Origin of the sequence: Actinomadura sp. NTSP31, assembly GCF_041951385.1 — a bacterium.
GTDB classification, from domain to species: Bacteria; Actinomycetota; Actinomycetes; order Streptosporangiales; family Streptosporangiaceae; genus Spirillospora; species Spirillospora napierensis.
The window spans coordinates 17982-43415 of the sequence record NZ_JBGNUT010000030.1 but is presented as its reverse complement, the minus strand read 5'-3'; the positions used below and the strand labels follow the sequence as shown (position 1 = coordinate 43415).

The following is a 25434-nucleotide window of genomic DNA, read 5'->3' as shown; positions in this document are numbered from 1 at the left end:
CGGGCCGCCGCTGCCAGGGGCGCGGACGAGCGGGACCGGCTCGTCGTCGCCGGGCGCCTGCCGGTGGTCCAGGTAGACGTGCTGGCGGGGGCACATGACGACGTCGTGGCCCGCCTCCGCGGCGGCGATCCCGGCGGCGTACCCGCGCCAGGACGTCACCGCCGCGCCCTCGGCGAGGCCGCCCTCGAGGATCTCGTCCCAGCCGAGGGGGCGAGCACCTTGGGGCAGATCCCCCAGGCGGTCCGGACCTCCAGCGCGCTCGTGTCGATCACGTGGGTGTTGCCGAGGTCGGGGTAGGCGGCGATGGCGGCCTGCGAGTGGCCGGGCACGTCGATCTCCGGGACGACGCTGATGTGGCGGGCGGCGGCGTAGGCGACGATCTCGCGCAGGTCGTCGCGGGTGTAGAAGCCGCCGTGCGGGCGCTCGTCCCAGCGGGCGGGCTCACCCCAGCCGAGCCGGGTCCTGCGCCGCCACGCGCCGACCTCGGTGAGCCGGGGGTGGCGTCCGATCTCGATCCGCCATCTGGCGCGCCCAGGACACGCCCGCCTCGGCGCCGCCGGTGATGTCCGCCCCGTCCGGGCCGATGGCGAGCCGGTAGCCCTCCGGGGGCAGGAACGGGTCGGTGCGGGCGCGGACCTCGCCGGTCCAGGGGCCGGAGCCGCCCGTCCGCTCGATGCCGCGGGGAGCCGGGATGAGGTTCATCGGCTCAGGCTAACCCGCGTACCGACAACAACACTTTCCTTGACAATTTGATTTGTCGGTGGCCATGATGGACGCATGCTGGACGTGACGGTGATCGAGGAATCCGCGGCGGCGGCCGCGTCGCTGGACCCGATGCGGGCGCGGCTGCTGGCCGAGCTGGCCGAGCCGCTGTCGGCGGCGGCCTTGGCGGCGCGGGTCGGGCTGCCGCGGCAGAAGGTGAACTACCATCTGCGGGCGCTGGAGCGGCACGGGCTCGTCGAGCTGGTCGAGGAGCGCCGCAAGGGCAACATGACCGAGCGGCTGATGCGGGCGACGGCGGCGTCCTACGTCATCTCGCCGCTGGCGCTGCCCGGGTTGCAGCCCGACCCGGACCGCCACCGCGACGCCCTGTCGGCGCGCTGGCTGCTGGCGCTGGCGGCGCGGCTGGTCCGCGACGTGGGGGCGCTCATCACCGGCGCCGAGCGGGCGAACCGGCGGCTCGCGACCTACGCGTTGGACGGGGAGGTGCGGTTCGCCTCGGCCGCCGACCGGGCGGCGTTCGTCGAGGAGTTGACCGCCGGTGTCGGCGCGCTGGTGCGCAAGTACCACGACGCCTCGGCGGAGGGCGGCCGCGGGCACCGCGTCGTCATCGCCCTGCACCCGTCGCTCAAGGCGGAACCCGCCGAACGGCCGGGCGTCGAGCAGGGCCCGGACGGCCCGCCCGGGTCCTGAGGATCATCGGCCGCCGCGCGGCGGCACGGCACATGGAACGGAACGCTGAGTGGAAGGCGAGGAGCACGTCATGGCGAAGGAATTCGAGATCGTCCGCGAGTTCGAGGTGGACGCGCCGCCCGAGCGGGTGTGGGACGCGATCACGGTGAACACCGCCGGTTGGCTGTGGCCGACCGAGTACGAGCCGCGCGAGGGCGGCGCGGCCGCGTTCGGCGCCACGGTGACCGCCTGGGACCCGCCGCACCGGCTGGTCGCCCGGTCGGAGTCCCCGGAGGAGCTGAAGGAGGTCGGGCAGGTGCTCAACCAGCTCGACCACCTGATCGAGCCCCGCGAGGGCGGCCGGTCATGGGTCCGCTACGTGCACAGCGGGATCTTCGTGGAGAACTGGGACGACCAGTACGACGGCGCGAACAAGCACACCGACTTCTACCTGCACACGCTGCGGCAGTACCTCATGCACTTCGCGGGGCGGCCCGCGGTGCACACCGACGTGCAGGGCCCGGAGGCGTCCGCGGCGAAGGGGTCGTTCGCGGCGGTGGGCCCGGCGTTCGGGCTGGGTGCGTCCGCGGCGGACGGCGCGGCCGAGGGCGACCGGGTGCGGGTGGACCTGCCCGGCGTCGGCGTGACCGGCGCGGTCGTCGACTTCCGCAACGACGACTTCCTCGGCCTGCGCACCGAGGACGCGATGTACCGGTTCTTCGGCCGCGACGCCTGGGGCGCACCGGTCGGGATCGCGCTGCATCGCTTCGCGCCCGGCGCGGCAGGCGACGAGGACGCGACGCGGAAGGCGTGGCAGAGCTGGCTCGACGGCCTGTACGCCTGACCCGGCGCGGAACGGCGGGCGGTGAACACCTGACCCCGCGGTGCGGGTTCCGGAACTTTCTGGCCGATCCGGCGGGACGGCGTTACCGTGTCGGTACGGGATCACGGCCCCGTCCCCGCGCGGCGGCGCCGGGCCCGCCGGGTCGCCGCACACGCAGGCGGCGCCCGCCCCCCGTCCCACCGCCGTCCAGAGGTGAGACCGTGCGCACCACCACGGGGTGGCCGGTCCCCGACGATCCCGCGCAGGTCGCCGCGGTCCGCGTCCGGATCCGCGAGGTGCTGCGCGAATGGGGCCATGCGGCCGGCGCGGACGTGGTGCTGCTGCTGGCCGACGAGCTGGTCGCCAACGCCCTCACCCACGGCCGCCCGCCCGTGCACCTGCGGCTGGAGGCCGACACCGCGGCCGGGACGCTGCGCTGCGAGGTGTCGGACGCCGACCCGCGGCCGCCCCGGCGCCGCTCCCCCGGCGAGTGCGACGAGCACGGCTACGGGCTGCTGCTGGTGCAGGCGCTGTCGGTGGCGCGCGGCTGGCATCCCACCGCCGGCGGCAAGGTCGTGTGGTTCCGCACGGTCCTCGGCTCCGGCGGCTGACCGCCCCCGGGAGGGCTCAGCGGGCGGCGGTTCCGCGCGCCGGGCCCTCCGGTGGGCGTCAGGCGTCGCGGCGCTTGAGCAGGACCGCGGCGGCGGCCATCAGCGCGGCGGTCCAGGCGGCGAACACCCCGTACCCCTGCCAGGGGGTGAGCAGGTCGTCCTTGCCCTGGTGCGCCTTGGCGATCAGCTGGCCGGCCTCGGAGGGCAGGTAGGCGTGCACGTGGTCGCCGAGGCTGCCGGGCAGCAGCGCGGCGAGCGGCGCGAGCACCAGCACGAAGCCGATGACGCCGGTGATGCCGCCGGCCGGGTGCCGGACGATCGCGCCGATCGCGAGCGCGAACAGCCCGAGCATGGCCAGGTAGAGGCCGCCGCCGAGGACGGCGCGCAGCACGCCGGGGTCGCCGAGCGAGACGTCGGCCTTGCCGTGCAGGATCGCGGCGCCGATGAAGAACGACACGAACGACACCACGACGCCGAGGACGAGGACCAGCAGCCCGAACACGACGGCCTTGGCCCACAGCATCGGCAGCCGGCGCGGCACGGCGAGCAGGCTGGCGCGGATCATGCCGGTGGAGTACTCGGAGGCGATCACCAGCACGCCGAGGACGCAGATGGTCAGCTGGCTGAGGAAGAAGCCGCTGCCGAGGATCGCGGAGACGGGGTCGGCGGCGAGCTGCGCGCGGTCGCCGGCGTCGGTCTTGTCCCACTGGCCGACGGTGAGGCCCATGAACAGCGCGGTGAAGCCGAGGTCGAGCACGACCAGCAGGATGAGCGACCACAGCGTGGAGCGGACCGAGCGGATCTTGGTCCATTCGGCTACCAGCAGCCGGCCGAAGCCGGGCCGCGCGAAACCGGCCGGGTCGCCCGCCGGCGCGGCGGCGGGCTTGGCGGTGGCGGTCATCGGGTCTCCCCCTTCTCGGCGGGCGCGGCGTCCGGGGAGTCCGGGGCGGCGGGCGGCATGACGGGCGGCGCGGACGCGGCGGACGCGGCCGGGTCGGCGACGGCGCCGTACTCGACGCTGTCGCGGGTCAGCTCCATGAACGCCGCTTCGAGGGAGCCGCGCCGCGGGGTCAGCTCGTGCAGGACGATGCGCTCGGCGGCGGCGAGCTCGCCGACGCGCGGCGCCTCCATGTGGGTGACGGTGAGGCCGGTGCCGCCGTCCGGGGTGGTCTTGGCGCCCTCGGCGGCGAGCACGTCGGCGAGGCGGGCGGCGTCCGGGCTGCGGACGATCACCATCTTCTCGGTGCTGCGCTCGATGAACTCCTCGGTGGAGCAGTCGGCGATGAGCCGGCCGCGGCCGATGACGATGAGGTGGTCGGCGGTGACGGCCATCTCGTTCATCAGGTGGCTGGAGACGAACACGGTGCGGCCCTGCCCGGCGAGCCGCTGCATGAGGGTGCGGATCCAGACGATGCCCTCGGGGTCCAGGCCGTTGACCGGCTCGTCCAGGATCAGCACGGACGGGTCGCCGAGCAGCGCGGCGGCGATGCCGAGCCGCTGCCCCATGCCGAGGGAGAATCCGCCGGCGCGCTTGCGGGCGACCTCGGTGAGGCCGACGAGGTCGGCGACCTCGTCGACGCGGCGGCGGCCGATGCCCTGGGTCTGGGCCAGGCACAGCAGGTGGTTGTAGGCGCTGCGGCCGGTGTGCACGGCGCGGGCCTCGAGCAGGGCGCCGACCACGCGCATGGGCGCGGGCAGGTCGCGGTAGTGCCGTCCGGCGATGCGCGCGTCGCCGCGGGTGGGGCGGTCCAGGCCGAGCAGCAGCCGCATGGTGGTCGACTTCCCGGCGCCGTTCGGGCCGAGGAAGCCCGTCACCCGTCCGGGGACGACGGTGAAGGACAGGTCGTCCACGGCGGTCTTGTCGCCGTAGCGCTTGGTGAGGTTCTCCGCCTCGATCATGCGCGCGTCCCGGGGGTCGGTTCCAGTGATCGGCATCACACTAGCGCGCCGCGCGGTCCGCGCGGATCCTCCCGTGAGCCGATGCGCCTCCACCTCCGGTAGGGGATCGGCGGGCGCGGAGCGGTCCGGCGTACGGCGCGGGGAGCAGTCGGGATTGCGCCCGGCGCGGGACGCCTGAGCGCGCGCGTTCCGGGGAGGATGATCGTATCCCCCGAAGGAGTGCGATGACCGCTGTGCCCGAACCGTCCGCATCGTCGTCGGCCGCGACCGCCGCGCGGGCGCTGGAGCCCGGCGGTCCCCGGCGGCGTTCACGGCTGCTGCGCTGGGGCCGGCGGCTGCTGGTCGCCGTGGTGCTGCTGCTGGTGGCCGTCACGGTGTTCTCCTTCGCCTACAACGCGGCGACGGCCGGGCGGGCGGGGCCGCCGGCCGGGGCCCGCTTCGCCGAGGCGGACGGGGTCCGGACCCGGTACCGCGCGTGGGGTGCGAGCGGGACCGCGGTGGTGCTGGTGCACGGCGCCTTCGAGTCCGCCGACACGTGGTCGCGGGTCGCGCCGCTGCTGGCGGCCCGGCACCGCGTGTACGCGCTGGACCTGACCGGGTGGGGCTACAGCGAGCGGCGCGGGCCGTTCGACACCGCGCACCAGGCCGCGCAGCTGCTGGGGTTCCTGGACGCGATGGGCCTGGACCGGGCGGCGCTGGTCGGGCATTCCAGCGGCGCGGGGGTGATCGCGGCGGCGGCGCTGAAGGCGCCGGGGCGGGCGGCCGGGCTGGTGTTCCTGGACGGCGACGCCCTCGACACCGGCGCCGGCGAGGGCGCCGACGAGCTGCGGTTCCTGCTGCGCGACCCGTACCGGACGACGCTGACCCGGCTGGTCGTCCGGTCGGACTGGGCGATCCGGAAGATCTACGGGGCGCAGTGCGGGCCGTCGTGCCCCCGGCTGGACGAGGCGGGGGTGCGGCAGTGGCGGCGGCCGTTCCAGCTGCCGGGGGCGGAGGACGCGGTGTGGCGGATGCAGGCGGTCGTGGGGCTGCCGGCGGCGCGGGTGGCGGAGCTGGCGCGGATCCGGACGCCCAAGGCGGTGGTCTTCGGGGCCGAGGACGACGTGTTCTCCCGCGGGGCCCCTTATGAGACGGCGCGGCGGATCGGCGCGCCGCCGCCCGCGATCGTCCCCGGTGCCCGCCACCTGTCGCTGGTGTCGCATCCCCGGCAGGTCGCGGACGCGGTCCTGGCGGCGGCGCCCTGACCGCGTCCGCCGGCAACGCCGGAGCCCTCCCCGCGGGCGTGCGGGGAGGGCTCCGGCGGGAGGACGCGCACCCCGGTGGCGGCCCCGGCGGGACGCCGGTCCGGAGGACGGGTCAGACGGCGACGCCGTCGGCGGCGTTGACGTCCTTGTGGAAGCGCTTGTGCACGTAGAGGCGCTCGCCGAGCGAGTCGCAGCGCCACCACAGGCCGGACGGCGGGCCGATCCGGGTGTGCCGGGGCAGCTCGCGCAGCACCTCGTTGACCGGGGTCATGCGCAGCCGCCCGGACCGGCAGACCAGGATGCGCCGGTCGGTGACCACCACGACCCGGTAGGCGTTGGTGAACAGGATGATCCAGTAGGACAGCAGGGCGAAGTACTGGCTGGTCGTCTGGGCTCCGAACACGGCCTGGACGCTCTCGCCCGGCTGCAGGACGTCGGCCGCGTTGGCGCGCATCTTGTCGCGGATGGCCACGGGGCTGGACCTTTCTCGCGGAGCGCGTGGGCGGCCCGGTGGCCGCCGTCACGGCGCCGCACCGGCGGTCCCACTGCCCTCGGGGGTTGACAGAAGCCTCGATTGTGCCATCGCCCGCCCGCCTCGGTGCACGTTTTTCGTGCGTTGGCGGGATGTATGACGACGATTCGGCGGGACCGCCGCCACCGCTCACCGGCCGCCCGGCTTTATTGACGCCCTGCCAATAATTGCGGGAGGATGGCGGCAGGACCAGGCCGCCGACCACCGGGAGGCCCCGTGACCACCCCGCGCACCCCGCCCGTCCCCGCGCCGGCCGCGCAGCCGGCGTCCATGCAGGCGTCCGTGCCGACGGGCGAACGGCTCGCCGAGCGCCTCGCCGACCGGGAGGTGCTGCGCGCCCTCGCCGCCGAGCCGCTGATCGGCCTCGGCGCCGGCCGCGCCCTGCTGATGCAGCTGGCGCACCCGGGGGTCGCCCGCGGCGTCGCCGAGCACAGCGACTTCGCCGACCGGCCGCTCGCCCGCCTGTTCGGCACCCTGGACTTCCTGCTCGTCACCACGTTCGGGACGCCGGACCAGGTCGCGCGGATCGCCGCGAAGGTCCGCGGCGTCCACACCGCCGTCCGCGGCGAGGGCTACTCCGGCAACGACCCGGACCTGCAGCTGTGGGTGAACGCCACCCTCGTCGACTCGGCCCTGTACATCTACGAGCACGTGATGCGGCCCGGCGAGGACGAGCCGGACCTGGCGGAGGAGTACTACCGGCAGGCGCGGATCGTCGCGGAGGTCCTCGGCTGCCCGCTGGACGCCCAGCCGCCCGACCTGGCGGCGTTCCGCGCCTACATGGCCGAGACGGTGGCGTCGCTGGAGGTCACCGACACCGCCCGAGAGGTCGCCGCCGCCGTGCTGTACCCGCGCAAGCTGCGCGCGCTCGCCCCGGCGCTCATGGTGTTCCGCCTGGTCACGACCGCGCTGCTGCCGGAACCGCTGCGCGCGCAGTACGGGCTGCCCTGGACCCGCAACCGGCGGCGCGCCGCCGACATCGTCCTGCGCACCGCCACCGACCTGCACCACCTCACCCCGGCGTTCCTGCGCCGCCCGCCGCGCCCGCTGCTGGTCCGGCTCGCCGGGTACCGCGTCGACCGGACCCTCGCCAGCCGCCGCGCCCGCCGCCGGCAGGCCCGCCCCTGACCGCCCGGAGGCCGCCGAATGCTGGGCGTCTACGCCGACCTGCCGTGGTCGTACGCGGCCGGGGCGGGCATCGCGCTGGCCGCCGCCCACCAGCTGCGCGGCGCCCGCGCGGACGCGGCCGGCACCTGCGACGAGCCGGAGACCCGTGCGGGGCGGGCCGCCGAGGCGGTGCCGGGCCGGGCGCCGCGCGTCGCGGGCGCCACCGGGGGCCGCCACTTCGCCCTCGCGATGGCCTACAGCGTCCTGGTGTTCGTCCCGACGAGCGTGTTCGTCGCCGCCGCGTATCCGCAGTGGGCGACGCTGCAGTACCGCGGCCACGTCTCGCACGGCTTCCTCACCGCCCTGGCGGCCGGGGAGGTCGCGCTGACCGCTGCCGGGTTCCTGGTCACGCGCGGACTCCTGGTCGCCGGGCGGATCCGCTGGGCGACCTGCCAGGTGATCCTGGCGTGCCTGCTGCTGTGCCTGGCGGTCGTGCACGGCCCGGACGGCGGCGGCTGGAAGCGGTTCCTGTCCACCGACCGCGCCGACCACCGGGCGTTCCCGCCGTTCCTGAACGTCGGCGACCTCGGCCCGATCGCCGCGCACGCCGGCGGCTTCCTCACCTCGGGCCTCGCCGCCGCCCTGTACGCCACGGGCGCGCTCGCGCTCGGCTCGCTGGGCCTGGTCATGTGCGTGCTGCACCAGTTCGGGCTGACCGACGCCGGCGCCGACGGCCCGGGCCCGCTGCGCGCCGGGCTCGTCGCGGCGTTCATCGGCGGCGGCACCGCCGTCGTCGCGGTGCTGACGTCGGCGCTGGTCGACGGCCTCGGCTGGGTCGTGCTCGCCGCGGTCGCCCCCGTCCTGTGGGTGGCGGTCGCCGCCCGCGGCGCGTTCGCCTCCGCCGTCGCCGCCGACCTCGCCCTGCCCGCCGAGCAGGACGCCTGATCAGCCCACGCGCCTGATCAGCCCACGGAGGTGTAGGCGACGACGCCGCGGCGCATCGCGTCCATGGCGCGGCGGGCCGTCTTGCGCAGGTGGCTGTTCTCCGGCGCGGCGTCGACGATCTGGCCGAGCAGGTCCAGCAGCTGCTTGACGGCGCGGACGAAGTCGCCGGCGGTCCGGTCGCTCTCCAGCAGCACCTCGTCGAGGTCGTCGCCCTTGGCCCACCGGTACGCCGTCCACGCGAACCCCAGGTCGGGCTCGCGCAGGAACGACACCCGGTTGTCGCGCTCGACGGCCTCCAGCTCGCCCCACAGCCGAACCATCGCGGCCAGCGCGTCCTGGGACGGGCCGGTCGGGGTGCGCGGCGGGGTCGCGTCGTCGGGCTGCCGCGACTCGTACACCAGCGCGGACACGCACGCGGCCAGCTCGGCGTGGTCGAGCTTCTCCCACAGCCCGGCGCGCAGGCTCTCCGCGGTCAGCAGGTCCAGCTCGTTGTAGATGCGGCCGAGGCGGCGGCCCTCGGCGGTGACGTCGTCGCCGTCGAGGTAGCCGAGCTGCTGCAGGACGGCGCACACCCGGTCGAAGGTGCGGGCGATCACCTGGGAGCGGCCCTCGACGCGGCGCCGCAGCTGCTCGGTCTCGCGGTCCAGCCGGTGGTACCGCTCGGCCCAGCGGGCGTGGTCCTCGCGCTTGTCGCAGCCGTGCACCGGGTGGGCGCGCAGCTCGGCCCGCAGCCGCGCGATCTCGGCGTCGTCGGCGGCGGAGTCGCCGCGGCCGCGGCGCCGCTCCCGGACGTCGTCGGGCACCTTGTTGCGCAGCGTGGACGCCAGGTCGCGGCGGTCCTGCGGGTTGCGGGGGCTGAACGACTTGGGGATGCGGATCCGGTCGACGGGCTCCACCGCGCGCGGGAAGTCCTGGATCGACAGCCGCTGCACCGACCGGTTCACCGTCAGCACCAGCGGCGCCGGCCCGTCCGAGCGGCGCCCCACCCCGGGGTCGAGGACGACGGCGAGCCCGGACCGGCGCCCCGACGGCACCAGGATCACATCACCCGGCCGCAGATGCTCCAGCGACTTCGCCGCCTCGGCGCGCCGCGACGACGACCGCTCCCGCGACAGCTCCGCCTCCCGGTCCGACAGCCGCCGCCGCATCGCCGCGTACTCCATGAAGTCGCCGAGATGGCATTCGGCGGCCTTGGCGTACCCCTCCAGGGCCTCCTCGTTCTTGCGGACCTGCCGCGCCAGCCCCACCACCGCCCGGTCGGCCTGGAACTGCGCGAACGACTCCTCCAGCAGCGTCCGGGCGCGCTCGATCCCGACGGCGCCGACGAGGTTCACCGCCATGTTGTACGACGGCCGGAAGCTGGAGTTCAGCGGGTAGGTGCGGGTGCCGGCGAGCCCCGCGACCGACGCCGGCTCCACGCTCGGCCCCCACACCACCACCGCGTGGCCCTCCACGTCGATGCCGCGGCGCCCCGCCCGGCCCGTCAGCTGCGTGTACTCCCCCGGCGTCAGGTCGACGTGCGCCTCGCCGTTCCACTTGTCGAGCTTCTCGATCACCACGGTGCGGGCCGGCATGTTGATGCCGAGCGCGAGGGTCTCGGTGGCGAACACCGCCTTGATCAGCCCGCGGGTGAACAGCTCCTCGACGATCTCCTTGAACGTCGGCAGCATCCCCGCGTGGTGCGCGGCCACGCCGCGCTGCAGGGCCTCCACGAAGTCGGTGTAGCCGAGGATCCGCAGGTCCTCGGGCGAGATGTCGGAGGTGCGCAGCTCCGCGTGCGCGCGGATCTCCTCCGCCTCCTCCTTGGAGGTCAGCCGGATCCCCGCGTGCAGGCACTGCAGGACCGCCGCGTCGCACCCGGCGCGGCTGAAGATGAACGTGATCGCCGGCAGCAGCCCGGCCCGCTCCAGCCGCTCGATCACGTCGGGACGGGCCGGCGGCCGGAACCGCTGCGGGCGCGGCGCCCGCCGGCGGCCGGTGCGGCGCCCCTGGTTGACCTTGGCGCGGCGGACCTCCTCCACCGCCATCCGCGTCAGCTGCGGGTTCAGGCGGGCCTGCCGGTCCTTGCCCTTGCCGGTGTCGACGAACAGGTCGTACAGCCGCGCCCCCACCAGCATGTGCTGGAACAGCGGGACGGGCCGGTGCTCGTCCACGATCACCGCGGTGTCGCCGCGGACCTCGTGCAGCCACTCGCCGAACTCCTCGGCGTTGGACACCGTCGCGGACAGCGCCACGATCCGCACCGACTCCGGAACGTGGATGATCACCTCTTCCCATACCGCGCCGCGGAACCGGTCGGCGAGGTAGTGCACCTCGTCCATCACCACGAACGCCAGCCCGGCGAGGGTCGGCGACTGCGCGTACAGCATGTTGCGCAGCACCTCGGTGGTCATCACCACGATCGGCGCCTCGCCGTTGACGCTGTTGTCGCCCGTCAGCAGCCCGACCTTGTCGGGGCCGTACCGGCGGACGAGGTCGGCGTACTTCTGGTTCGACAGCGCCTTGATCGGCGTGGTGTAGAAGCACTTGGTGCCGCCGGTCAGCGCCAGGTGGACCGCGAACTCCCCCACGACCGTCTTGCCGGAGCCGGTGGGCGCCGCGACCAGCACGCCGCTGCCGTCCTCCAGCGCCTGGCACGCGTCGATCTGGAACGCGTCCAGCTCGAAGTCGTACAGGGTGCGGAAGTCCAGCAGGGCCGGGCCGTTCCCTGCGGTGCGCGAACGGTAGGCCGCGTACCGCTGGGCCGGGCTCTGCGCGGCCGGCGCGGTGTCGGGGGAGGTCATGCCTTCGAGCCTACGGTTTCGACCGGCCCGTTTCCCAATTCGGGACCGGTTTTCCCGCGCGTCCCCGCCACATCCCCCGCCCCGGCTGCGGGGACGCCCCGCGGAACCCTCAGCGGGCGCGGCCGCCGCCCTCGAGCTCGGCGTCGATCGCCTCCAGGTCCAGCGGGGACGCCTCGTCGTCGGACAGGCCCGCGTCGGGGTCGGGGCGGCGCACCTTGCGGCGGTCGTGGAAGAACGCCAGCACCTCGGCGAACTCGAACAGCACCACCGTCGGCAGCGCCAGCGCCAGCATCGTGAACGGGTCCTGGCTGGGCGTGGCGACCGCCGCGAACACGAACACCCCGAACACCAGCAGCCGCCGCGACTTGCGGATCCGCTCGTGGGTGAGCACCCCGACCAGGTTCAGCATCACCACGAACAGCGGCAGCTCGAACGTCAACCCGAAGATCAGCAGCATCGCCTGGGCGTAGCCCAGGTAGTCCTGCACGCCGACCAGCACGGTGGTGTCGCCCGGCGCGAGCCCGATGAAGATCTTCAGGCCCTTGTCCATCGTCAGGTACGCCAGCGCCGCGCCCGCGCAGAACAGCGGGACCGCCGCCGCCATGAACGTGTACGTCCAGCGGCGCTCGCGCCGGTACAGCCCCGGCGCCACGAACGCCCAGATCTGGTACAGCCAGATCGGCGAGGACAGCACCGCGCCGACGATCAGCGCGACCTTCAGGTGGATGAAGAACCCGTCGAAGATCCCGTGCACGACCAGGTCGCACTTGCCGGCCAGGCAGTGCTCCTTCGGGATCCGCGTGTACGGCTGCTTCAGGAAGTCCCAGATCGGGCCGAAGCACAGCCAGCCGACGAGCGCGCCCGCGACCAGCCCCAGGATCGCCTTGATCAACCGGTTCCGCAGCTCGCGCAGATGGTCCATGAGCGGCATGCGGCCGTCGGGCGCGGGGTTCTGCCTGGGCTTCATAGCGGGCTTTCAGGGCTCGGGTCGGCTGGGGGTGTGCGGCCTGTCGGGCGGCTCGGGCGGCCGTCAGCCCTGGCGCATCCGGCCCGGGTCCGACACCGGCACACCCTCGATCGGCTCACCGGACGCCAGCGCGCCCCGGCTGCGCTGCCCGCCCTCGGCGGCGGCCGCCTCGCGCTCCAGCCGCGCCGCCTCCTCGCGCAGCCGCGCCGCCTTGTCGCGCGCGCCGTCGGCGGCGGGGTCGGCCGGCGGCGCCGCTGCGGCCGCCTTGGCCTCCTTGCCCTCACCGGAGTCGTCGTCGTGCAGGCCCTTGGTCTCGGCCTTCAGGATGCGCGCCGACTTGCCCAGCGACCGCGCGAGCTGCGGCAGCTTCGCCGATCCGAACAGCAGCAGCACGACCACCAGGATGATCAGAATCTCGGGCGTACCCAGTCCAGCCATGACAATCCTCTTCAGCAGGGGTCCTCAGGACGATCGTACGCCGTCCCCGGGCGCTTGTGGCACTCGAGCGTCCTGGAGTTCGGACAGTTCATCGCGCAACGCCGACTGTTTGGGCGCCAGCCGCCGCCTGGTGCGCTCCAGTTCACGGCCGAACCGCCGCACGCCCAGGTAGACGCGGAACGCGCACCAGGCGAGCACGGCCAGGCCGACGAAGCCCAGCGACACCGACACCCCAACCCACGCCACGCCCGCCACGGTAGCCGATCCCCCGGCCGGATGCCCCACCGGCACCGCGCCGGACGCGCCCACCGCCGCCACCGGCCCGCGGATCACGCCATCCCGTACAGCGCCAGCGCGCGGGACGCGTCGTCGCGGACGCCCTCGGCCAGCGACTCCGGCGCGACCACCCGGCCCTGGTCGCCCAGCCGCAGCGCCAGCCCCCGCACCCACCGGGTGTCGGGCGTGCGCAGCACCGCCCGCAGCCGCCCCTCCCCCAGCTCCTCCACGCTCTCGCACGGGTAGTAGTCGGCGACCCAGCGGCCCCGCGCGGTCAGCTCCAGCGTCACCGCCACGTCCTGCGGCGACGGCCGGAACAGCCCGGCGTCCACGTCGATCGGCTCGGCCTCGTCGGGCACCTCCGCCGGCACGTCCAGCACCGCCAGGTCCGAGATCCGGTCCAGCTTGAACAGCCGGACCGCCTCCGCGCGGCGGCACCACCCCTCCAGATAGGTGTTGCCCTCCACCACCAGCAGCCGCATCGGGTCCACGTCCCGCTCGGTGTTCTCGTCCCGCGCCGGCACGTAGTACCGCAGGTGGACGCGGCGGCCCGCCGCGATCGCGTCCCGCAGCGTCCCGAGGCCCGTGCGCGCCGAGTCGGCCGACCCGCCGCGCGCGTCGACCTCCACCGCCACCTTGCTCGACACCGCCGCCGCGGCGCCCGCCGCCGACTCCAGCTTCGCGATCACCCGCGACAGCGCGTCCCGGTCGTGCAGGTCCGGGATGCCCGCCAGCATCCGCAGCGCCACCAGCAGCGCCGACGCCTCGTCCACCTTCAGCCGCAGCGGCCGCGCGATCGACTCCGCCTCCGCCACCGTGATCTCCCCGCCCTCGTAGGACAGGTCGATCGGGCAGTACGGGTCCGGCGCGCGCAGCTCCACGCACCACAGCAGGTTCAGGTCGTCGATCAGCTGCTTCTCGGTCACCCCGAACGCGGCCGCCGCCTCGCCGAGCAGCACCGAGTCGCGGTTCACCACGTACGGCACCAGCGCCAGCAGCCGCGCCAGCCGGTCCGTCGACGTCGTCGCGGCCGCCTTGCCCTTCGGGCCGCCCGCCTTCGCGGCCGGCCGGCCCGTCTTCCCGGTCCTCGTGTCGCCCATCGCCCCGCTCACCCCAGCACCGACTTCAACTGCTGGATGACCGCCTCGCGCAGGTCCGGCGGATCCAGCACCACCACGTCATCGGCGAACCGCGCCAGGTACGGCGCGAACCGGTCCACGTCGCGGAACGTCAGGACGGCCTCGTCCCACTGCCCGTCCGCGCCCTCACCGGTCACGGGCCGCACGTCCCGCGCCCACCGCCGCGGCCCCTGCGCCGCGCCGGCCCGCAGCCGCACCGTCGCCGGCCGCGGCTCGGTCACCGGGTCGCCCCAGTCGAACGCGATCTTCCGCACGTCCACGCCGTCCGGGACAGTCACCGACCCGTCCGGGCCGTCCGGCACCACCTCGCCGACGATGCGGCTCAGCCGGAACACCCGCTCCTCCTCGCGGTCGCGGTCGAACCCCACCGCGTACCAGCGGCCCCGCCGCGACACCACGCCCCACGGCTCCAGATGCCGCCGCGCCACCGACGTCCGCCCGATCCCCTGGTAGTCGAACGCCACCGGACGGCCGTCGCGGACCGCCTCCCACAGCGCCGGGAACGCCGGATCGCCGGTGTTCACCCGCGGCTCCACCCCCACCGCCGTCGCCACGTCCGTCTCCACCCCGGCCGCGCGCAGCTTCAGCAGCGCCCCGGAGGCGGCCTCCGCCATGCTCGCGCGCTGCCACACCCGCGCGGCCAGGCCCAGCACCGCCGCCTCGTCCGGCGACAGGTGGATGTCGGGCAGCTCGTAGGCCTGCGGCGGGATCCGGTAGCCGGTCTCCTCGCCGCCGCCGCCCTGCTGATCGCTGCCCACCTCCAGCGGCACGCCCAGCTCGCGCAACTCCTCCTTGTCGCGCTCGAACATCCGCTTGAACGCCTCGTCGGAGTCCGGGTAGCCCGGCACCGCCCGCCGGATCTGCTCGGCGGTCAGATAACGCCGGGTGGCGAGCAGGCAGACCACCAGATTCAGCAGGCGCTCGGTCTTGCGCCGCGACACTTCGCCACCAACCCTTCCGCGGAAGCCTGACGCTCCGCCCTGCGCTCCCGGCGACCCCCGGCGGCCCGGCCGGGCCACCGGCCCGATCACGCCCCCGCTCCTCGCCCAGGACGCTACCGTTTCCCGGTGTGATCCGATGGCGCAAAGGCACAGTAGAGGGCATCCGCCGCGAATGGCCGGGGGCGGTCGAACTCGACGTCGTGATCGGGGGCGACGGCGCGCACCGCGCACTGGCCTACCCCGACCTGGTCGGACGCCCCGAACCCGGCGACACCGTCCTGCTCAACACTACGGCCTTGGCGATGGGGCTCGGCACCGGCGGCTACGCCATGGTCGTCGCCGTCCCCGACCGGCTCCCGGCCGACCCGTCCGGACCCGGCCACCTCGTCAAGGCCCGCTACACCCCGCTGCAGGCCACCGTCCTCGGCGCCGACGAGCAGGACTCCCCCCACCACGAGGCGCTCCGCGACGCCGACTCCCTGGACGGCATGCCCGTCGTCGTCGCCGACCTGCACTCGGCGCTGCCGCCGATCCTCGCCGGGCTGCTCGCCGAACGGCCCGGCGCCCGGATCGTCTACGTCATGCAGGACGGCGGCGCGCTGCCGTCCTGGTTCTCCATGTCCATCGCCCGCCTCAAGGACGCCGGCGCCCTCGCCGCCACCGTCACCGCCGGGCAGGCGTTCGGCGGCGACCTGGAGGCCGTCACCGTCCACACCGGCCTCCTCGCCGCCCGCCTCGTGCTGGACGCCGACGCCGTCGTCCTCGCCCAGGGCCCCGGCAACCTCGGCACCGGCACGAAATGGGGGTTCTCCGGCGTCTCGGCGGGCGAGGCCGTCAACGCCGCCTCCGTCCTCGCCGGACGCCCCGTCGCGTCCCTGCGGGTCAGCGAGGGCGACAAGCGCGAACGCCACATCGGCGTCTCCCACCACTGCCTCACCGCCTACGGCCGCGTCGCGCTCGCCCGCGCCGACGTCCCCGTCCCCGAGCTCGGCGGCGAGTTCGGCGCCCGCGTCGCCGCCGAGGCCGCCCCGCTCGGCGACCGGCACACCCTCGTCCCGGTCCCCGTCGACGGTCTCCGCGACACGCTCAAGGCCGCCGAGAAGGACTGGGGCGTCCGCCTGTCCACCATGGGCCGCCGCCTCGACGAGGACCTCGCCTACTTCCTCACCGCCGCCGCCGCGGGCCGCCACACCGCCGCCCTCCTCGACTGACCGGCGCCGCGGGCCGGGGCCGGCGGCGCCTTCACAGCGCCGCGGGCTCGGCCCCTTCCACCACCGCACCGGCGGCCGCGGCCTCCTCGACCGTGTAGGACGCGGAGAACGTGAACGCGCGGGGCGACGGCCCCTGCTCGCGCAGCAGGCGCAGCCGCTCCAGGCCCTCTTCCACCGTCGGGATGCGCCCGGCCGGGATCCACCACATCACCAGGTGCGCCTCCGCGTGCCGCTGGAACCACTCGCGGCGCCGCCGCATCGCCGCCAGGTGCGTGCTGCGGTACACGAAGTCCCACAGCGCCTCCTTCGACTCCCACACCGAGAAGGTGACGATCACGTCGTCGCCGGCGGGGCGCATCCGCGTCGCGTCCGCCTGCCCGTCCTCGACGAGCCGCCACACGAACCCGGGCGCCCCGTCGGCGAGCGCGTTCACCGGATCGAGCAGCGCCACGAAGTCCGCGGTCCGCGGGTCGTCCAGCGGGTAGTGGAGCGTGGCGACGTTGAACTGGGCGAGATGGAATCCGGCGCGGACGTCCTCGTGTTCGGTCATGGCGTCACTCCACCACGGCCGCAACTTCTATGTCAATCCTCATTGTTTTTAGAAGGCTCGGCCACCACGCAACACCACCCCGGCCGCGCATCCATCCGCACCCGCACCCCCTCCGAGCCCTCCACCAGCCCCTCCAGCAACGCCAGGTTCATCCCGCACACCAAAGGAGGAAACCGCTCCGCCAGCGCATGGAACGGGCAGTTGCGCATCCGCAGCACCGGCCCGCCGCCGTCCCCGCCGTCCTCCTCGACCGGCTCATAACCGCGGGCCTCCAGCACCTTCGCCAACGCGCCCAGATCACCGCACGGCTCCCCGGCCGCCGACGCGGCACCCTCACGGCGCGCCGCCTCCTGCACCTCCCGGTCCAGCCCCGCACGCTCCGCCGCCTCCGCCAGCAGCCCCGCCACCGTCCGGTAATCACGCGCCGGCAACGACACCCCGCGCTCCACCGCCGACCGCCGGTACACCTTCGCCGGACGCCCCGCCCCCGGCCCCGACCGCCCCGACAACCGCCGGCTCCCCGCCTCCAGCAGACCCGCGTCCACCAGCTTGTCCAGATGGAACGCCGCCAGCGTCCGCCCCACCCCCGCGGCCTCCGCCGCCTCGTTCCGCCCCACCTCGCGGCCCCGCGCCACCACGACCTCGTACAACCGCCGCCGCACCGGATCCTGCAGCAGCGCCACCGCCTCGATGTCCTCCACCCCGCCATTCTAAGAACAGCGGCGATAGAACATAGAACCCGCGACGCCCCCTAGTGGGCGCCCAGCAGATCCACCACGAACACCAGCGTGTCCGACCCCCGGATCCCGTACTGCGCCAACCCCTTCGACCCGTACCCCAGCGACGGCGGCACCACCAGCAGCAACCGGCTCCCCACCCGCTGACCCAGCAGCGCCTGATCCCAGCCCTTCATCACCTGACCCGTACCGACCACCACACCGAACGGATGCCCCGCCGACCACGACGAACTGAACACCCGCCCATCACGCCAGAAATAACCCGCATACTGCGTCGCCAGCAGCTGCCCCTTCCGCAGCACCGGCCCATCACCCCGCACCAGCGTCCGCACCTGCAGCTTCTTCGGCGCCGCCACCTTCGGCACCGTCACCACCGGCGTCCGCCCCGCCGGCGCGTCCGCCACCCCCGGCAGCTTCGCATCGTCCAGCGGCGCCTGCTTCTGCCCGTGCGGACCCGCCTTCCCCGAATACACCCCCAGCACATCCAGCACGTACACCAGCGTGTCGCCCGGCCCCACCTGATGCCGCGCATCACCCGACGCCCCGAACCCGTCCTTCGGCGGAATCCGCGCCACCACCCGCGACCCCGGCCGCGCCCCGTCCAACGCCTTCACCAGACCCGGCACCAGCTGCCACGTCGAAAAGAACCCCGGACGCCCGTCCGCGTAACTGCTCGCCACCAGCTTGCGACCCGACTTGCTCCAGCGGTACCCCACATAGTCCGCCATCACAAGATCACCCTTGCGGGCCGCCGTCCCCTTCCCCGCCTTCAGCGTCTTCACCGCGAACGACCCCTCCGGACCGCCCTTCGGGAACGACACCTCCGGCAGACGCCCGAACGCGCCCTTCACCGACACCTTCACATCCGAACCACCCGAACACCCCGCCACCAGCGGCACGGCCAGCACGGCGACGGCGGGCAGGACGAAGACACGACGGAGAACACGACGGCGCATACGGGTCCTTCGAGGGGTGATGAGCGCTGCTGCGCGCTCACCCTACAACCCAAGTGACCAGCCGGTAGCGCACACCACGCGAGTCGCACCCACCACACCGGCCCCGAGCGCCGCCGCCCCGCGCGACGGCACCCGGCCGGCCCGTCACATCCCCGCGATCAGCTTGTCCACCCGCTCGTCCACCGACCGGAACGGATCCTTGCACAGCACCGTCCGCTGCGCCTGGTCGTTCAACTTCAGATGCACCCAGTCCACCGTGAAATCGCGCCGCTTCTCCTGCGCCTTCCGGATGAACTCCCCCCGCAACCGCGCCCGCGTCGTCTGCGGCGGCACCGACTTCGCCTCGAAGATGTCCAGATCCCGCGACACCCGCTCCACCGAACCCCGCTTCTCCAGCAGGTAGTACAACCCCCGGTCACGATGCACGTCGTGATACGTCAGATCCAGCTGAGCCACCCGCGGCGACGACAGCGGCAGATCGTACTTGCGCCGATACCGCTCGATCAGCTTGTACTTCATCACCCAGTCGATCTCCCGCGACACCAGGTCCAGATCGCCCGTCTCCACCGCCCGCAGCGTCCGCTCCCACAGATCCAGCACCCGCTTCGACGTCGCGTCCCCGCCCCGCGAATCCACGAAGTCCCGCGCCTTCCCGAAGTACTCCTTCTGGATCTCCAGCGAACTCGCCTCGCGCCCGTTCGCCAACCGCACCTTCCGCCGCCCCGTCATGTCATGACTGACCTCCCGGATCGCCCGGATCGGGTTCTCCAGCGTCAGATCACGCATCACCACCCCCGCCTCCACCATCCGCAGCACCAGGTCGGTCGCCCCGACCTTCAGCAGCATCGTCGCCTCGCTCATGTTCGAGTCACCGACGATCACGTGCAGCCGCCGGAACCGCTCCGCGTCCGCATGCGGCTCGTCCCGCGTGTTGATGATCGGACGCGACCGCGTCGTCGCCGACGACACGCCCTCCCAGATGTGCTCCGCCCGCTGCGACACGCAGTACACCGCACCCCGCGGCGTCTGCAGCACCTTCCCCGCACCACAGATGATCTGCCGCGTCACCAGATACGGGATCAGCACGTCCGCCAGCCGCCCGAACTCCCCATGACGCCCCACGAGATAGTTCTCATGGCACCCGTACGAGTTCCCCGCCGAATCCGTGTTGTTCTTGAACAGGTAGATGTCGCCGGCGATCCCCTCCTCGCGCAACCGCCGCTCCGCATCCACCAGCAGACCCTCCAGGATCCGCTCCCCCGCCTTGTCATGCGTCACCAGGTCCACGACGCTGTCGCACTCCGGCGTGGCGTACTCCGGATGACTCCCCACATCCAGATAGAGCCGCGCACCGTTGCGCAGGAACACGTTGCTGCTCCGCCCCCAGGACACCACCCTGCGGAACAGATAGCGCGCCACCTCGTCCGGTGACAACCGCCGCTGCCCCCGGAAGGTGCAAGTGACGCCGTACTCGTTCTCAAGCCCGAAGATGCGCCTGTCCACACCACGACCCTATGCGGCCCGGCCCCCACTTGGCAGTCTCAAAAGCCCACCGTTTCCCGCATGAAACAAACCCGCCGCGGCCGGACGGCACCACACCACCCGGCCACGACGGGCCAAACTCACCCAGGCGCCACACTCACCAGGCGCCCCCGGCAACGGATCAGTCCTTCTCGCCGTCCTCCAGCACATCGTCCACATCCGCCACCGACGGCCCCGACGAACCCGACGCCCCGGACTCCGACGAACCCGAACCCGAACCGCCGGCACCCTCCGCCAGCAACTCCTCGATCCGCCGCGCCGGCAACCGCCGGAACAACCGGTGCTCCCGATTGCGGTCCAGCACCGCCACCTCCAGCGACTTCGCCTCCAGCCGCCGATCCGAGTCCTGCGCCTCCAGCGCCCGCACCGCCGTCCGCAGCGCCGCCTCCAGCGACGCCCCCTCCTCGTACCCGTCCTTCAGCGCCTGCGCCACCGACTCCGTCTGACCGCCCATCGCCACGTAGCCGTGCTCATCGGCCACCGACCCGTCGAACGTCAACCGGTAGATCTGGTCCGTATCCGCGCCCTCGCCCACCTCCGCAACGACCAACTCCACCTCGTACGGCTTGTTCGTCTCCGTGAAGATCGTCCCCAGCGACTGCGCGTACACGTTCGCCAGCCCCCGCGCCGTCACGTCCCGGCGGTCGTACTGGTACCCGTTGATGTCCGCGTACCGGACCCCGCCCAGCCGCAGGTTCTCGAACTCGTTGTACTTCCCCACCGCCGCGAACGCGATCCGGTCATAGATCTCACTGATCTTGTGCAGCGCACGCGACGGATTGTCCGCCACGAACAGGATGCCGTCGTCGTACTGCAGCACCACCACACTGCGGCCACGCGCGATCCCCTTACGCGCATAGTCCGCCTTGTCCTTCATCTGCTGTTCGGGCGACACATAGAACGGCATGGACACCGGTCGGCTCCCTTCTATCGCAGCGGGGCGGTCGGACCGCCCGGCGACTCGTAACGTCCATCCACGACGGCCTGCGCCAACGCGCCCACCTCGTCCTCACCCAGCCGGCGGTACCCGTCCGACGTCACCGACGCCACCACCGGGAAGATCCGCCGCGCCAGATCCGGACCGCCCGTCGCCGAATCGTCGTCGGCCGCGTCGTACAGCGCCTGCACGCACACCAGCGCCGCGTCCTCCGCCGACAACCCCGCCCGGTACAGCTTCTTCAGCGCACCCCGCGCGAACACCGACCCCGAACCGATCGAGTGGAAGTCCCGCTCCTCGTACCGGCCGCCCGCCGGATCGTAGGAGAAGATCCGCCCCCCGTCCCGCTCCTCGTCATAGCCCGCGAACAGCGGCACCACCGCCAGCCCCTGCATCGCCATCGCCAGGTTCTGCCGCACCATCGTCGCCAGCCGGTTCGCCTTGCCCTCCACCGACAGCGTCCGGCCCTCGCGCTTCTCGTAATGCTCCAGCTCCACCTGGAACAGCCGCACCATCTCGATCCCGATACCGGCCGTCCCCGCGATCGCGATCGCCGAGAACTCGTCCGCCCGGAACACCTTCTCGATGTCCCGCTGCGCGATCACGTTCCCCGCCGTCGCCCGCCGGTCCCCCGCCATCACCACCCCGCCGGGGAAGCTCACCGCGACGATCGTCGTCCCATGCGGGATCTCATCCCCCGCCCGCGACGCCGGCACCGCGCGCCGGCCCGGCAGCAACTCCGGCGAGTACACCCCCAGGAACTCCGTGAACGAAGACGTATCCGGGCTCATGAACAGCCCCGGCAGACGTCCGGTGTGCGAATCGTGGGACGCCACGCGACTCCCTTCCCTCCACCAGGCGCCGGTGCCCTCACATGCCCCACCGGCGCAGACCACTACGACCCTACTGTTCAACCCTCACCCGGCGCATGCCGCGTGATCCACCACCGCGTCAGCCCACGGCGAACCTTCCCCCACGAAAGCCCCACCACCCGCACACAAGGAACGCGCACACGACGGGCCGGTCGTGTGCGCGTGTCGTCCCCGCCACGCTCCGAGAACGGTCAGGAGTACACGAAGGCGCCGTCCTCGTCCGTCCCGACCCACGTCGGCATGTCGAGCTCCTCGTCGAACGGCAGCGTCTCCTTGCGGTACCGGCCGTCCTCCTCCCAGAGCTCCTTCCACCCGCCCTTCGGCACCGTCGCCGGGTCGACATCCGGAACCGTCAGCGACAGCCGCGTCCCGCCGTCAGGCGTCGGCACCGTCTGCACGAGCCGCCCCTCCACGTAGTCCGCCGCTCGCCGAAGGGCGACCGGGTCGTCCCTCAGCTGCCCCATGCCGCTGTTGCAGCCGGTGCAGGCAAGTCCGCGCACCGCACCGGTGTCATGGTCGTGATCGACGTGTTCCGCCGGGTGATCGGCGCAGATGGCGCAGAGGCCGACCTGAACCTTCAGGAGCCACTTCGCGTCCTCGTCGTTGATGCCGTACTTCTGGCGCAGGTGGTAGTGCCGTGAGGACTGCGAGGTGCTGCCGCGCGTCCGCCAGAACGGGTCCCATTTGACGCGGTCCGGACCTCCGAAGACCGGAGCGCCCACCTCGATGCGCATCCGCCGTGCATGCGAGCCGCGCAACTCGAGGTAGTCCGCCGCCAGGCGGAGCACGGCGGGGTCGTCGTGGAACTGGCCGAGCCCGCCGTTGCACTTGAAGCAGAGGACCCGGCGGACCAGGCCGGTGAGGTGGCTGTGGTCGACGTGCTTCGCCGGCGCCCGGAGGCAGATGACGCAGACGCCGCCCTGCTCGGCGATCATCTGCTCGACCTCGTGCTCGGTCACCCCGTAGCGGAGCTTGAGCAGGAAGTTGCGCTCGCTGCCGTACTTCACCTGCTTGTGCTCGGCGATCACCCGATTGTGGCATGGCTTGCAGTACACGGAGAGACCGGACTTTCGAGACTTGTTACTCCCGAACTCTTCGACGTTCTTGACCGTTTCGCACCGAGGGCAGTACTTCATCCCCTCAGGCACGACCGAGCGCCGCCGATAGACGCGAGCCCCTTTGCCGCGCACAGCCTGCTTTCCCCGGTAACACGAGGCATTTCGCAGGCCGAAGCACGTCTTGCAGTAGAGCGCAAGGCCGTCTGCGGACGCCTTCCGCTTCCAGAATTCGGTGACCGGCTTGATCTCGCCGCAATCACGACACTTCTTTGTGAGCATGGGCGGGACTTTACCAGTCCCGCCCATGCCCTTCACCGTCTAATGATGTTCCGACTACGCGGACACTGTCCATTCTCTGACCGATTCGGACATGTCCGGATTTATCATATTACTGGCCGCCTTTTTGGACAAAGCCACGGACAAATTCCTCTGCATTTTCTTCGAGGACTTCGTCAATTTCGTCGAGAATGGAATCGACGTCGTCGGTGAGCTTCTCCTGCCGCTCCTGGACGTCTTCGGTGGTCGTGGCCTCGGTCTCCTCGACCTCTTCCGTGCGCCGGGTGGTCTGCTTCTGACCGCCGGTGTCCTTCGTGGCCATTCCGTACCTCCGCTTCTGCCGGTACCCCGAGCCTATCTCCGATCTTCGTCGGCGAGCGGATCTCGCGGTCCGTTTCGCCCGGTCGTGGTAGGCGCCGGGGGGCCTGATCCGGTTATCGCCCGTCCGCCGGTCCATGAAACAGGCAAAGCGGTCACGAAACCGCGACATCGCCCGTCGCCGCAGGTCAGCGCGGGACGTCGCTCGATAGTGGCACTATCCAAAGGGCGCCGTCCAAGATCTGGACGGCGCCCGCGGGCCGGCCCCCGGAGGGGCTCGGCTCAGCTCTGGCCGGTCAGCGTGGCCACCAGGTCGGCCGCGGTGCGGCAGCGGTCCAGCAGGGCGCCCACGTGCTGCTTGGTGCCGCGCAGCGGCTCCAGGGTCGGGACGCGCTGGAGCGACTCGCGGCCGGGGACGTCGAAGATGACCGAGTCCCAGGACGCGGCGGCCACGGAGTCGGCGTACTGCCGCAGGCACCGGCCGCGGAAGTAGGCGCGGGTGTCCTCGGGCGGGTCGTCGATGGCGTGCTCGACCTCCGCCTCGGTGATGAGGTGCTCGACGCGGTCGCGGGACGCCAGGCGGTTGTACAGGCCCTTGTCGGGCCGGATGTCGGCGTACTGCAGGTCGACGAGCTGGAGGCGCGGGTGGGACCAGTCGATCCCGTCGCGGCTGCGGTAGCCCTCGAGGAGGGCGAGCTTGGCGACCCAGTCGAGTTCGCGGGACAGCTGCATGGGGTCGTCGCCGAGGCGGTGCAGGACGGACTCCCAGCGGTCCAGGACGTCCTTGGTCATCTCGTCGACGTCGGCGCCGTAGCGGTCCTCGACGTACTTGCGGGACTGCTCGAGGTACTCCATCTGGAGCTGGACGGCGGTCATCTTGCGGCCGTCGCGGAGGGTGAGCAGGTGCTTGCAGGACGGGTCGTGGGAGACGGCGCGCAGGGCGGCGACGGGCATGTCGACGGACAGGTCGACGGTGAGGAAGCCGTCCTCGATCATGGCGAGGACGAGGGAGGTGGTGCCGAGCTTGAGGTAGGTGGACAGCTCGGCCATGTTGGCGTCGCCGATGATGACGTGGAGGCGCCGGTACTTCTCGGGGTCGGCGTGGGGTTCGTCGCGGGTGTTGATGATGGGGCGCTTGAGGGTGGTCTCGAGACCGACCTCGACCTCGAAGAAGTCGGCGCGCTGGCTGATCTGGAAGCCGTCGCCGCGTCCGTCGACGCCGATGCCGACGCGGCCAGCGCCGCAGACGACCTGGCGGGAGACGAAGAAGGGGGTGAGGTGGCGGACGATGTCGGCGAAGGGGGTCTCGCGGCGCATGAGGTAGTTCTCATGGCAGCCGTAGGAGGCGCCCTTGTTGTCGGTGTTGTTCTTGTAGAGCTGGATGGGGTGGGTGCCGGGGACCATGGCGGCGCGGGCGGCGGCGTCGGCCATGACGCGCTCGCCGGCCTTGTCCCAGATGACGGCGTCGCGGGGGTTGGTGCATTCGGGCGCGGAGTACTCGGGGTGGGCGTGGTCGACGTAGAGCCGGGCGCCGTTGGTGAGGATGATGTTGGCGAGGCCGAGGTCCTCGTCGGTGAGCTGGGTGGGGTCGGCGACCTCGCGGGCGAGGTCGAAGCCGCGGGCGTCGCGGAGGGGGTTCTCCTCCTCGAAGTCCCATCGGGCCCTGCGGGCCCGTGCCGCCGATGCCGCGAGGTAGGCGTTGACGACCTGGCTGGAGGTCACCATCGCGTTGGCCCCTGGCTGTCCGGGTACGGAGATGCCGTACTCGGTCTCGATGCCCATCACCCGCCGAACACTCATATGGTCGAGCCTATCGGGGCCGGGAGGGTGGAGCCATGGGGCCGGTCGTTCCCGGGGCGTGTCGGCGGGCCGCGGAGGGC

At 72.8% G+C, this 25434-nt stretch carries 26 protein-coding genes and 1 pseudogene; 7 read left to right on the top strand and 20 right to left on the bottom strand.

The genetic code is table 11. The features are described 5' to 3' along the window. Positions 1 to 27: 27 nt before the first annotated feature. Together ACA514_RS37230 and ACA514_RS37225 are read right to left on the bottom strand one after the other, a co-directional pair. Positions 28 to 521, bottom strand: a pseudogene (locus ACA514_RS37230) (family 20 glycosylhydrolase); the annotation flags it as partial. Continuing rightward, a complete protein-coding gene (locus ACA514_RS37225; RefSeq protein WP_375045981.1) occupies positions 442 to 702 on the bottom strand; it encodes a glycoside hydrolase family 20 zincin-like fold domain-containing protein in 261 nt (86 codons plus the stop codon). The gene ACA514_RS37225 and the pseudogene ACA514_RS37230, both read right to left, overlap by 80 nt. Before the next feature lie 75 nt (positions 703 to 777). On the opposite strand from ACA514_RS37225, the gene ACA514_RS37220 reads away from it, so the two are divergent. The 3 genes from ACA514_RS37220 to ACA514_RS37210 all read left to right on the top strand — a co-directional run bounded on the left by ACA514_RS37220 (position 778) and on the right by ACA514_RS37210 (position 2826). Then, on the top strand, positions 778 to 1413 hold the full coding sequence (locus ACA514_RS37220; protein WP_375045980.1) for an ArsR/SmtB family transcription factor: 636 nt from the start codon (positions 778 to 780) through the stop codon (positions 1411 to 1413). A gap of 70 nt (positions 1414 to 1483) precedes the next feature. Next, entirely contained in the window at positions 1484 to 2236 is a 753-nt protein-coding gene (locus ACA514_RS37215; RefSeq protein ID WP_375045979.1) for an SRPBCC domain-containing protein, read from the top strand. Between the two features lie 200 nt (positions 2237 to 2436). Further along, the gene (locus ACA514_RS37210; RefSeq protein ID WP_375045978.1) at positions 2437 to 2826 is read left to right on the top strand and encodes an ATP-binding protein; all 390 of its coding nucleotides are present in this window, start codon (positions 2437 to 2439) and stop codon (positions 2824 to 2826) included. A gap of 58 nt (positions 2827 to 2884) precedes the next feature. On the opposite strand, the gene ACA514_RS37205 is transcribed toward ACA514_RS37210, so the two are convergent. Together ACA514_RS37205 and ACA514_RS37200 are read right to left on the bottom strand one after the other, a co-directional pair. Further along, entirely contained in the window at positions 2885 to 3727 is an 843-nt protein-coding gene (locus ACA514_RS37205; RefSeq protein ID WP_375045977.1) for an ABC transporter permease, read from the bottom strand. Further along, a complete protein-coding gene (locus ACA514_RS37200) occupies positions 3724 to 4725 on the bottom strand; it encodes an ABC transporter ATP-binding protein (protein WP_375046064.1) in 1002 nt (333 codons plus the stop codon). The genes ACA514_RS37205 and ACA514_RS37200 overlap by 4 nt, the downstream gene beginning before the upstream one ends. 224 nt (positions 4726 to 4949) lie before the next feature. On the opposite strand from ACA514_RS37200, the gene ACA514_RS37195 reads away from it, so the two are divergent. Beyond that, the gene (locus ACA514_RS37195) at positions 4950 to 5969 is read left to right on the top strand and encodes an alpha/beta fold hydrolase (protein WP_375045976.1); all 1020 of its coding nucleotides are present in this window, start codon (positions 4950 to 4952) and stop codon (positions 5967 to 5969) included. Between the two features lie 112 nt (positions 5970 to 6081). Here the strand turns inward: ACA514_RS37195 and ACA514_RS37190 are convergent, their stop codons facing one another. Beyond that, complete coding sequence (locus ACA514_RS37190; RefSeq protein ID WP_375045975.1) at positions 6082 to 6441, bottom strand: hypothetical protein; 360 nt, start codon at positions 6439 to 6441, stop codon at positions 6082 to 6084. Positions 6442 to 6717: 276 nt separating this feature from the next. Between ACA514_RS37190 and ACA514_RS37185 the strand changes: the two genes are divergently transcribed. Together ACA514_RS37185 and ACA514_RS37180 are read left to right on the top strand one after the other, a co-directional pair. Next, positions 6718 to 7629: an oxygenase MpaB family protein gene (locus ACA514_RS37185; RefSeq protein WP_375045974.1), complete on the top strand. Its 912-nt coding sequence runs from the start codon at positions 6718 to 6720 to the stop codon at positions 7627 to 7629. An 18-nt stretch (positions 7630 to 7647) separates the two neighbouring features. Beyond that, positions 7648 to 8553, top strand: a complete 906-nt coding sequence (locus ACA514_RS37180) for a hypothetical protein (protein WP_375045973.1) — start codon at positions 7648 to 7650, stop codon at positions 8551 to 8553. 17 nt (positions 8554 to 8570) lie between these two features. Here the strand turns inward: ACA514_RS37180 and ACA514_RS37175 are convergent, their stop codons facing one another. The 6 genes from ACA514_RS37175 to ACA514_RS37150 form a co-directional block, all read right to left on the bottom strand. Beyond that, positions 8571 to 11336 carry a DEAD/DEAH box helicase gene (locus ACA514_RS37175; RefSeq protein ID WP_375045972.1) on the bottom strand — a complete coding sequence of 922 codons (2766 nt, stop codon included), beginning with the start codon at positions 11334 to 11336 and terminating at the stop codon, positions 8571 to 8573. 109 nt (positions 11337 to 11445) lie between these two features. Further along, positions 11446 to 12303, bottom strand: a complete 858-nt coding sequence (gene tatC / locus ACA514_RS37170) for a twin-arginine translocase subunit TatC (protein WP_375045971.1) — start codon at positions 12301 to 12303, stop codon at positions 11446 to 11448. Positions 12304 to 12366: 63 nt separating this feature from the next. Then, complete coding sequence (gene tatA / locus ACA514_RS37165; RefSeq protein WP_375045970.1) at positions 12367 to 12741, bottom strand: Sec-independent protein translocase subunit TatA; 375 nt, start codon at positions 12739 to 12741, stop codon at positions 12367 to 12369. Between the two features lie 24 nt (positions 12742 to 12765). Beyond that, positions 12766 to 12987 carry a hypothetical protein gene (locus tag ACA514_RS37160; RefSeq protein ID WP_375045969.1) on the bottom strand — a complete coding sequence of 74 codons (222 nt, stop codon included), beginning with the start codon at positions 12985 to 12987 and terminating at the stop codon, positions 12766 to 12768. 83 nt (positions 12988 to 13070) lie between these two features. Next, positions 13071 to 14117 (bottom strand): helix-turn-helix transcriptional regulator, encoded by a 1047-nt coding sequence (locus ACA514_RS37155; protein ID WP_375045968.1) that lies wholly within the window; start codon positions 14115 to 14117, stop codon positions 13071 to 13073. An 8-nt stretch (positions 14118 to 14125) separates the two neighbouring features. After that, complete coding sequence (locus ACA514_RS37150) at positions 14126 to 15097, bottom strand: helix-turn-helix transcriptional regulator (protein WP_375045967.1); 972 nt, start codon at positions 15095 to 15097, stop codon at positions 14126 to 14128. A 128-nt stretch (positions 15098 to 15225) separates the two neighbouring features. Between ACA514_RS37150 and ACA514_RS37145 the strand changes: the two genes are divergently transcribed. Further along, a complete protein-coding gene (locus ACA514_RS37145) occupies positions 15226 to 16308 on the top strand; it encodes a DUF3866 family protein (protein WP_375045966.1) in 1083 nt (360 codons plus the stop codon). A 31-nt stretch (positions 16309 to 16339) separates the two neighbouring features. Here ACA514_RS37145 and ACA514_RS37140 read toward each other — a convergent pair whose 3' ends face one another. The 9 genes from ACA514_RS37140 to dop all read right to left on the bottom strand — a co-directional run bounded on the left by ACA514_RS37140 (position 16340) and on the right by dop (position 25354). Continuing rightward, positions 16340 to 16858, bottom strand: a complete 519-nt coding sequence (locus tag ACA514_RS37140; protein WP_375045965.1) for a DUF3291 domain-containing protein — start codon at positions 16856 to 16858, stop codon at positions 16340 to 16342. Positions 16859 to 16890: 32 nt separating this feature from the next. Continuing rightward, complete coding sequence (locus tag ACA514_RS37135) at positions 16891 to 17559, bottom strand: helix-turn-helix transcriptional regulator (RefSeq protein WP_375045964.1); 669 nt, start codon at positions 17557 to 17559, stop codon at positions 16891 to 16893. Positions 17560 to 17609: 50 nt separating this feature from the next. After that, a complete protein-coding gene (locus ACA514_RS37130; protein ID WP_375045963.1) occupies positions 17610 to 18551 on the bottom strand; it encodes an FKBP-type peptidyl-prolyl cis-trans isomerase in 942 nt (313 codons plus the stop codon). A gap of 144 nt (positions 18552 to 18695) precedes the next feature. Then, complete coding sequence (gene pafA / locus ACA514_RS37125) at positions 18696 to 20054, bottom strand: Pup--protein ligase (protein ID WP_285921179.1); 1359 nt, start codon at positions 20052 to 20054, stop codon at positions 18696 to 18698. Between the two features lie 160 nt (positions 20055 to 20214). Continuing rightward, entirely contained in the window at positions 20215 to 21000 is a 786-nt protein-coding gene (gene prcA / locus ACA514_RS37120) for a proteasome subunit alpha (protein ID WP_375046063.1), read from the bottom strand. A 20-nt stretch (positions 21001 to 21020) separates the two neighbouring features. Further along, entirely contained in the window at positions 21021 to 21821 is an 801-nt protein-coding gene (gene prcB / locus ACA514_RS37115) for a proteasome subunit beta (RefSeq protein WP_375046062.1), read from the bottom strand. Between the two features lie 272 nt (positions 21822 to 22093). Then, the gene (locus ACA514_RS37110) at positions 22094 to 23239 is read right to left on the bottom strand and encodes an endonuclease domain-containing protein (RefSeq protein WP_375045962.1); all 1146 of its coding nucleotides are present in this window, start codon (positions 23237 to 23239) and stop codon (positions 22094 to 22096) included. Between the two features lie 109 nt (positions 23240 to 23348). Beyond that, a complete protein-coding gene (locus tag ACA514_RS37105) occupies positions 23349 to 23558 on the bottom strand; it encodes a ubiquitin-like protein Pup (protein ID WP_067638008.1) in 210 nt (69 codons plus the stop codon). A gap of 278 nt (positions 23559 to 23836) precedes the next feature. Further along, the gene (gene dop, locus ACA514_RS37100; protein WP_285921176.1) at positions 23837 to 25354 is read right to left on the bottom strand and encodes a depupylase/deamidase Dop; all 1518 of its coding nucleotides are present in this window, start codon (positions 25352 to 25354) and stop codon (positions 23837 to 23839) included. Positions 25355 to 25434: the final 80 nt, after the last annotated feature.

Bases quoted from the DNA above. Each gene is read 5' to 3' on its own strand.
- ACA514_RS37225 (WP_375045981.1), bottom strand. From the start codon at position 702: ATGAACCTCATCCCGGCTCCCCGCGGCATCGAGCGGACGGGCGGCTCC.
- ACA514_RS37220 (WP_375045980.1), top strand. From the start codon at position 778: ATGCTGGACGTGACGGTGATCGAGGAATCCGCGGCGGCGGCCGCGTCG.
- ACA514_RS37215 (WP_375045979.1), top strand. From the start codon at position 1,484: ATGGCGAAGGAATTCGAGATCGTCCGCGAGTTCGAGGTGGACGCGCCG.
- ACA514_RS37205 (WP_375045977.1), bottom strand. From the start codon at position 3,727: ATGACCGCCACCGCCAAGCCCGCCGCCGCGCCGGCGGGCGACCCGGCC.
- ACA514_RS37200 (WP_375046064.1), bottom strand. From the start codon at position 4,725: ATGATCGAGGCGGAGAACCTCACCAAGCGCTACGGCGACAAGACCGCC.
- ACA514_RS37195 (WP_375045976.1), top strand. From the start codon at position 4,950: ATGACCGCTGTGCCCGAACCGTCCGCATCGTCGTCGGCCGCGACCGCC.
- ACA514_RS37180 (WP_375045973.1), top strand. From the start codon at position 7,648: ATGCTGGGCGTCTACGCCGACCTGCCGTGGTCGTACGCGGCCGGGGCG.
- ACA514_RS37175 (WP_375045972.1), bottom strand. From the start codon at position 11,336: ATGACCTCCCCCGACACCGCGCCGGCCGCGCAGAGCCCGGCCCAGCGG.
- tatC (WP_375045971.1), bottom strand. From the start codon at position 12,303: ATGAAGCCCAGGCAGAACCCCGCGCCCGACGGCCGCATGCCGCTCATG.
- tatA (WP_375045970.1), bottom strand. From the start codon at position 12,741: ATGGCTGGACTGGGTACGCCCGAGATTCTGATCATCCTGGTGGTCGTG.
- ACA514_RS37155 (WP_375045968.1), bottom strand. From the start codon at position 14,117: ATGGGCGACACGAGGACCGGGAAGACGGGCCGGCCGGCCGCGAAGGCG.
- ACA514_RS37140 (WP_375045965.1), bottom strand. From the start codon at position 16,858: ATGACCGAACACGAGGACGTCCGCGCCGGATTCCATCTCGCCCAGTTC.
- ACA514_RS37130 (WP_375045963.1), bottom strand. From the start codon at position 18,551: ATGCGCCGTCGTGTTCTCCGTCGTGTCTTCGTCCTGCCCGCCGTCGCC.
- prcA (WP_375046063.1), bottom strand. From the start codon at position 21,000: ATGCCGTTCTATGTGTCGCCCGAACAGCAGATGAAGGACAAGGCGGAC.
- prcB (WP_375046062.1), bottom strand. From the start codon at position 21,821: ATGAGCCCGGATACGTCTTCGTTCACGGAGTTCCTGGGGGTGTACTCG.
- ACA514_RS37110 (WP_375045962.1), bottom strand. From the start codon at position 23,239: ATGCTCACAAAGAAGTGTCGTGATTGCGGCGAGATCAAGCCGGTCACC.
- ACA514_RS37105 (WP_067638008.1), bottom strand. From the start codon at position 23,558: ATGGCCACGAAGGACACCGGCGGTCAGAAGCAGACCACCCGGCGCACG.
- dop (WP_285921176.1), bottom strand. From the start codon at position 25,354: ATGAGTGTTCGGCGGGTGATGGGCATCGAGACCGAGTACGGCATCTCC.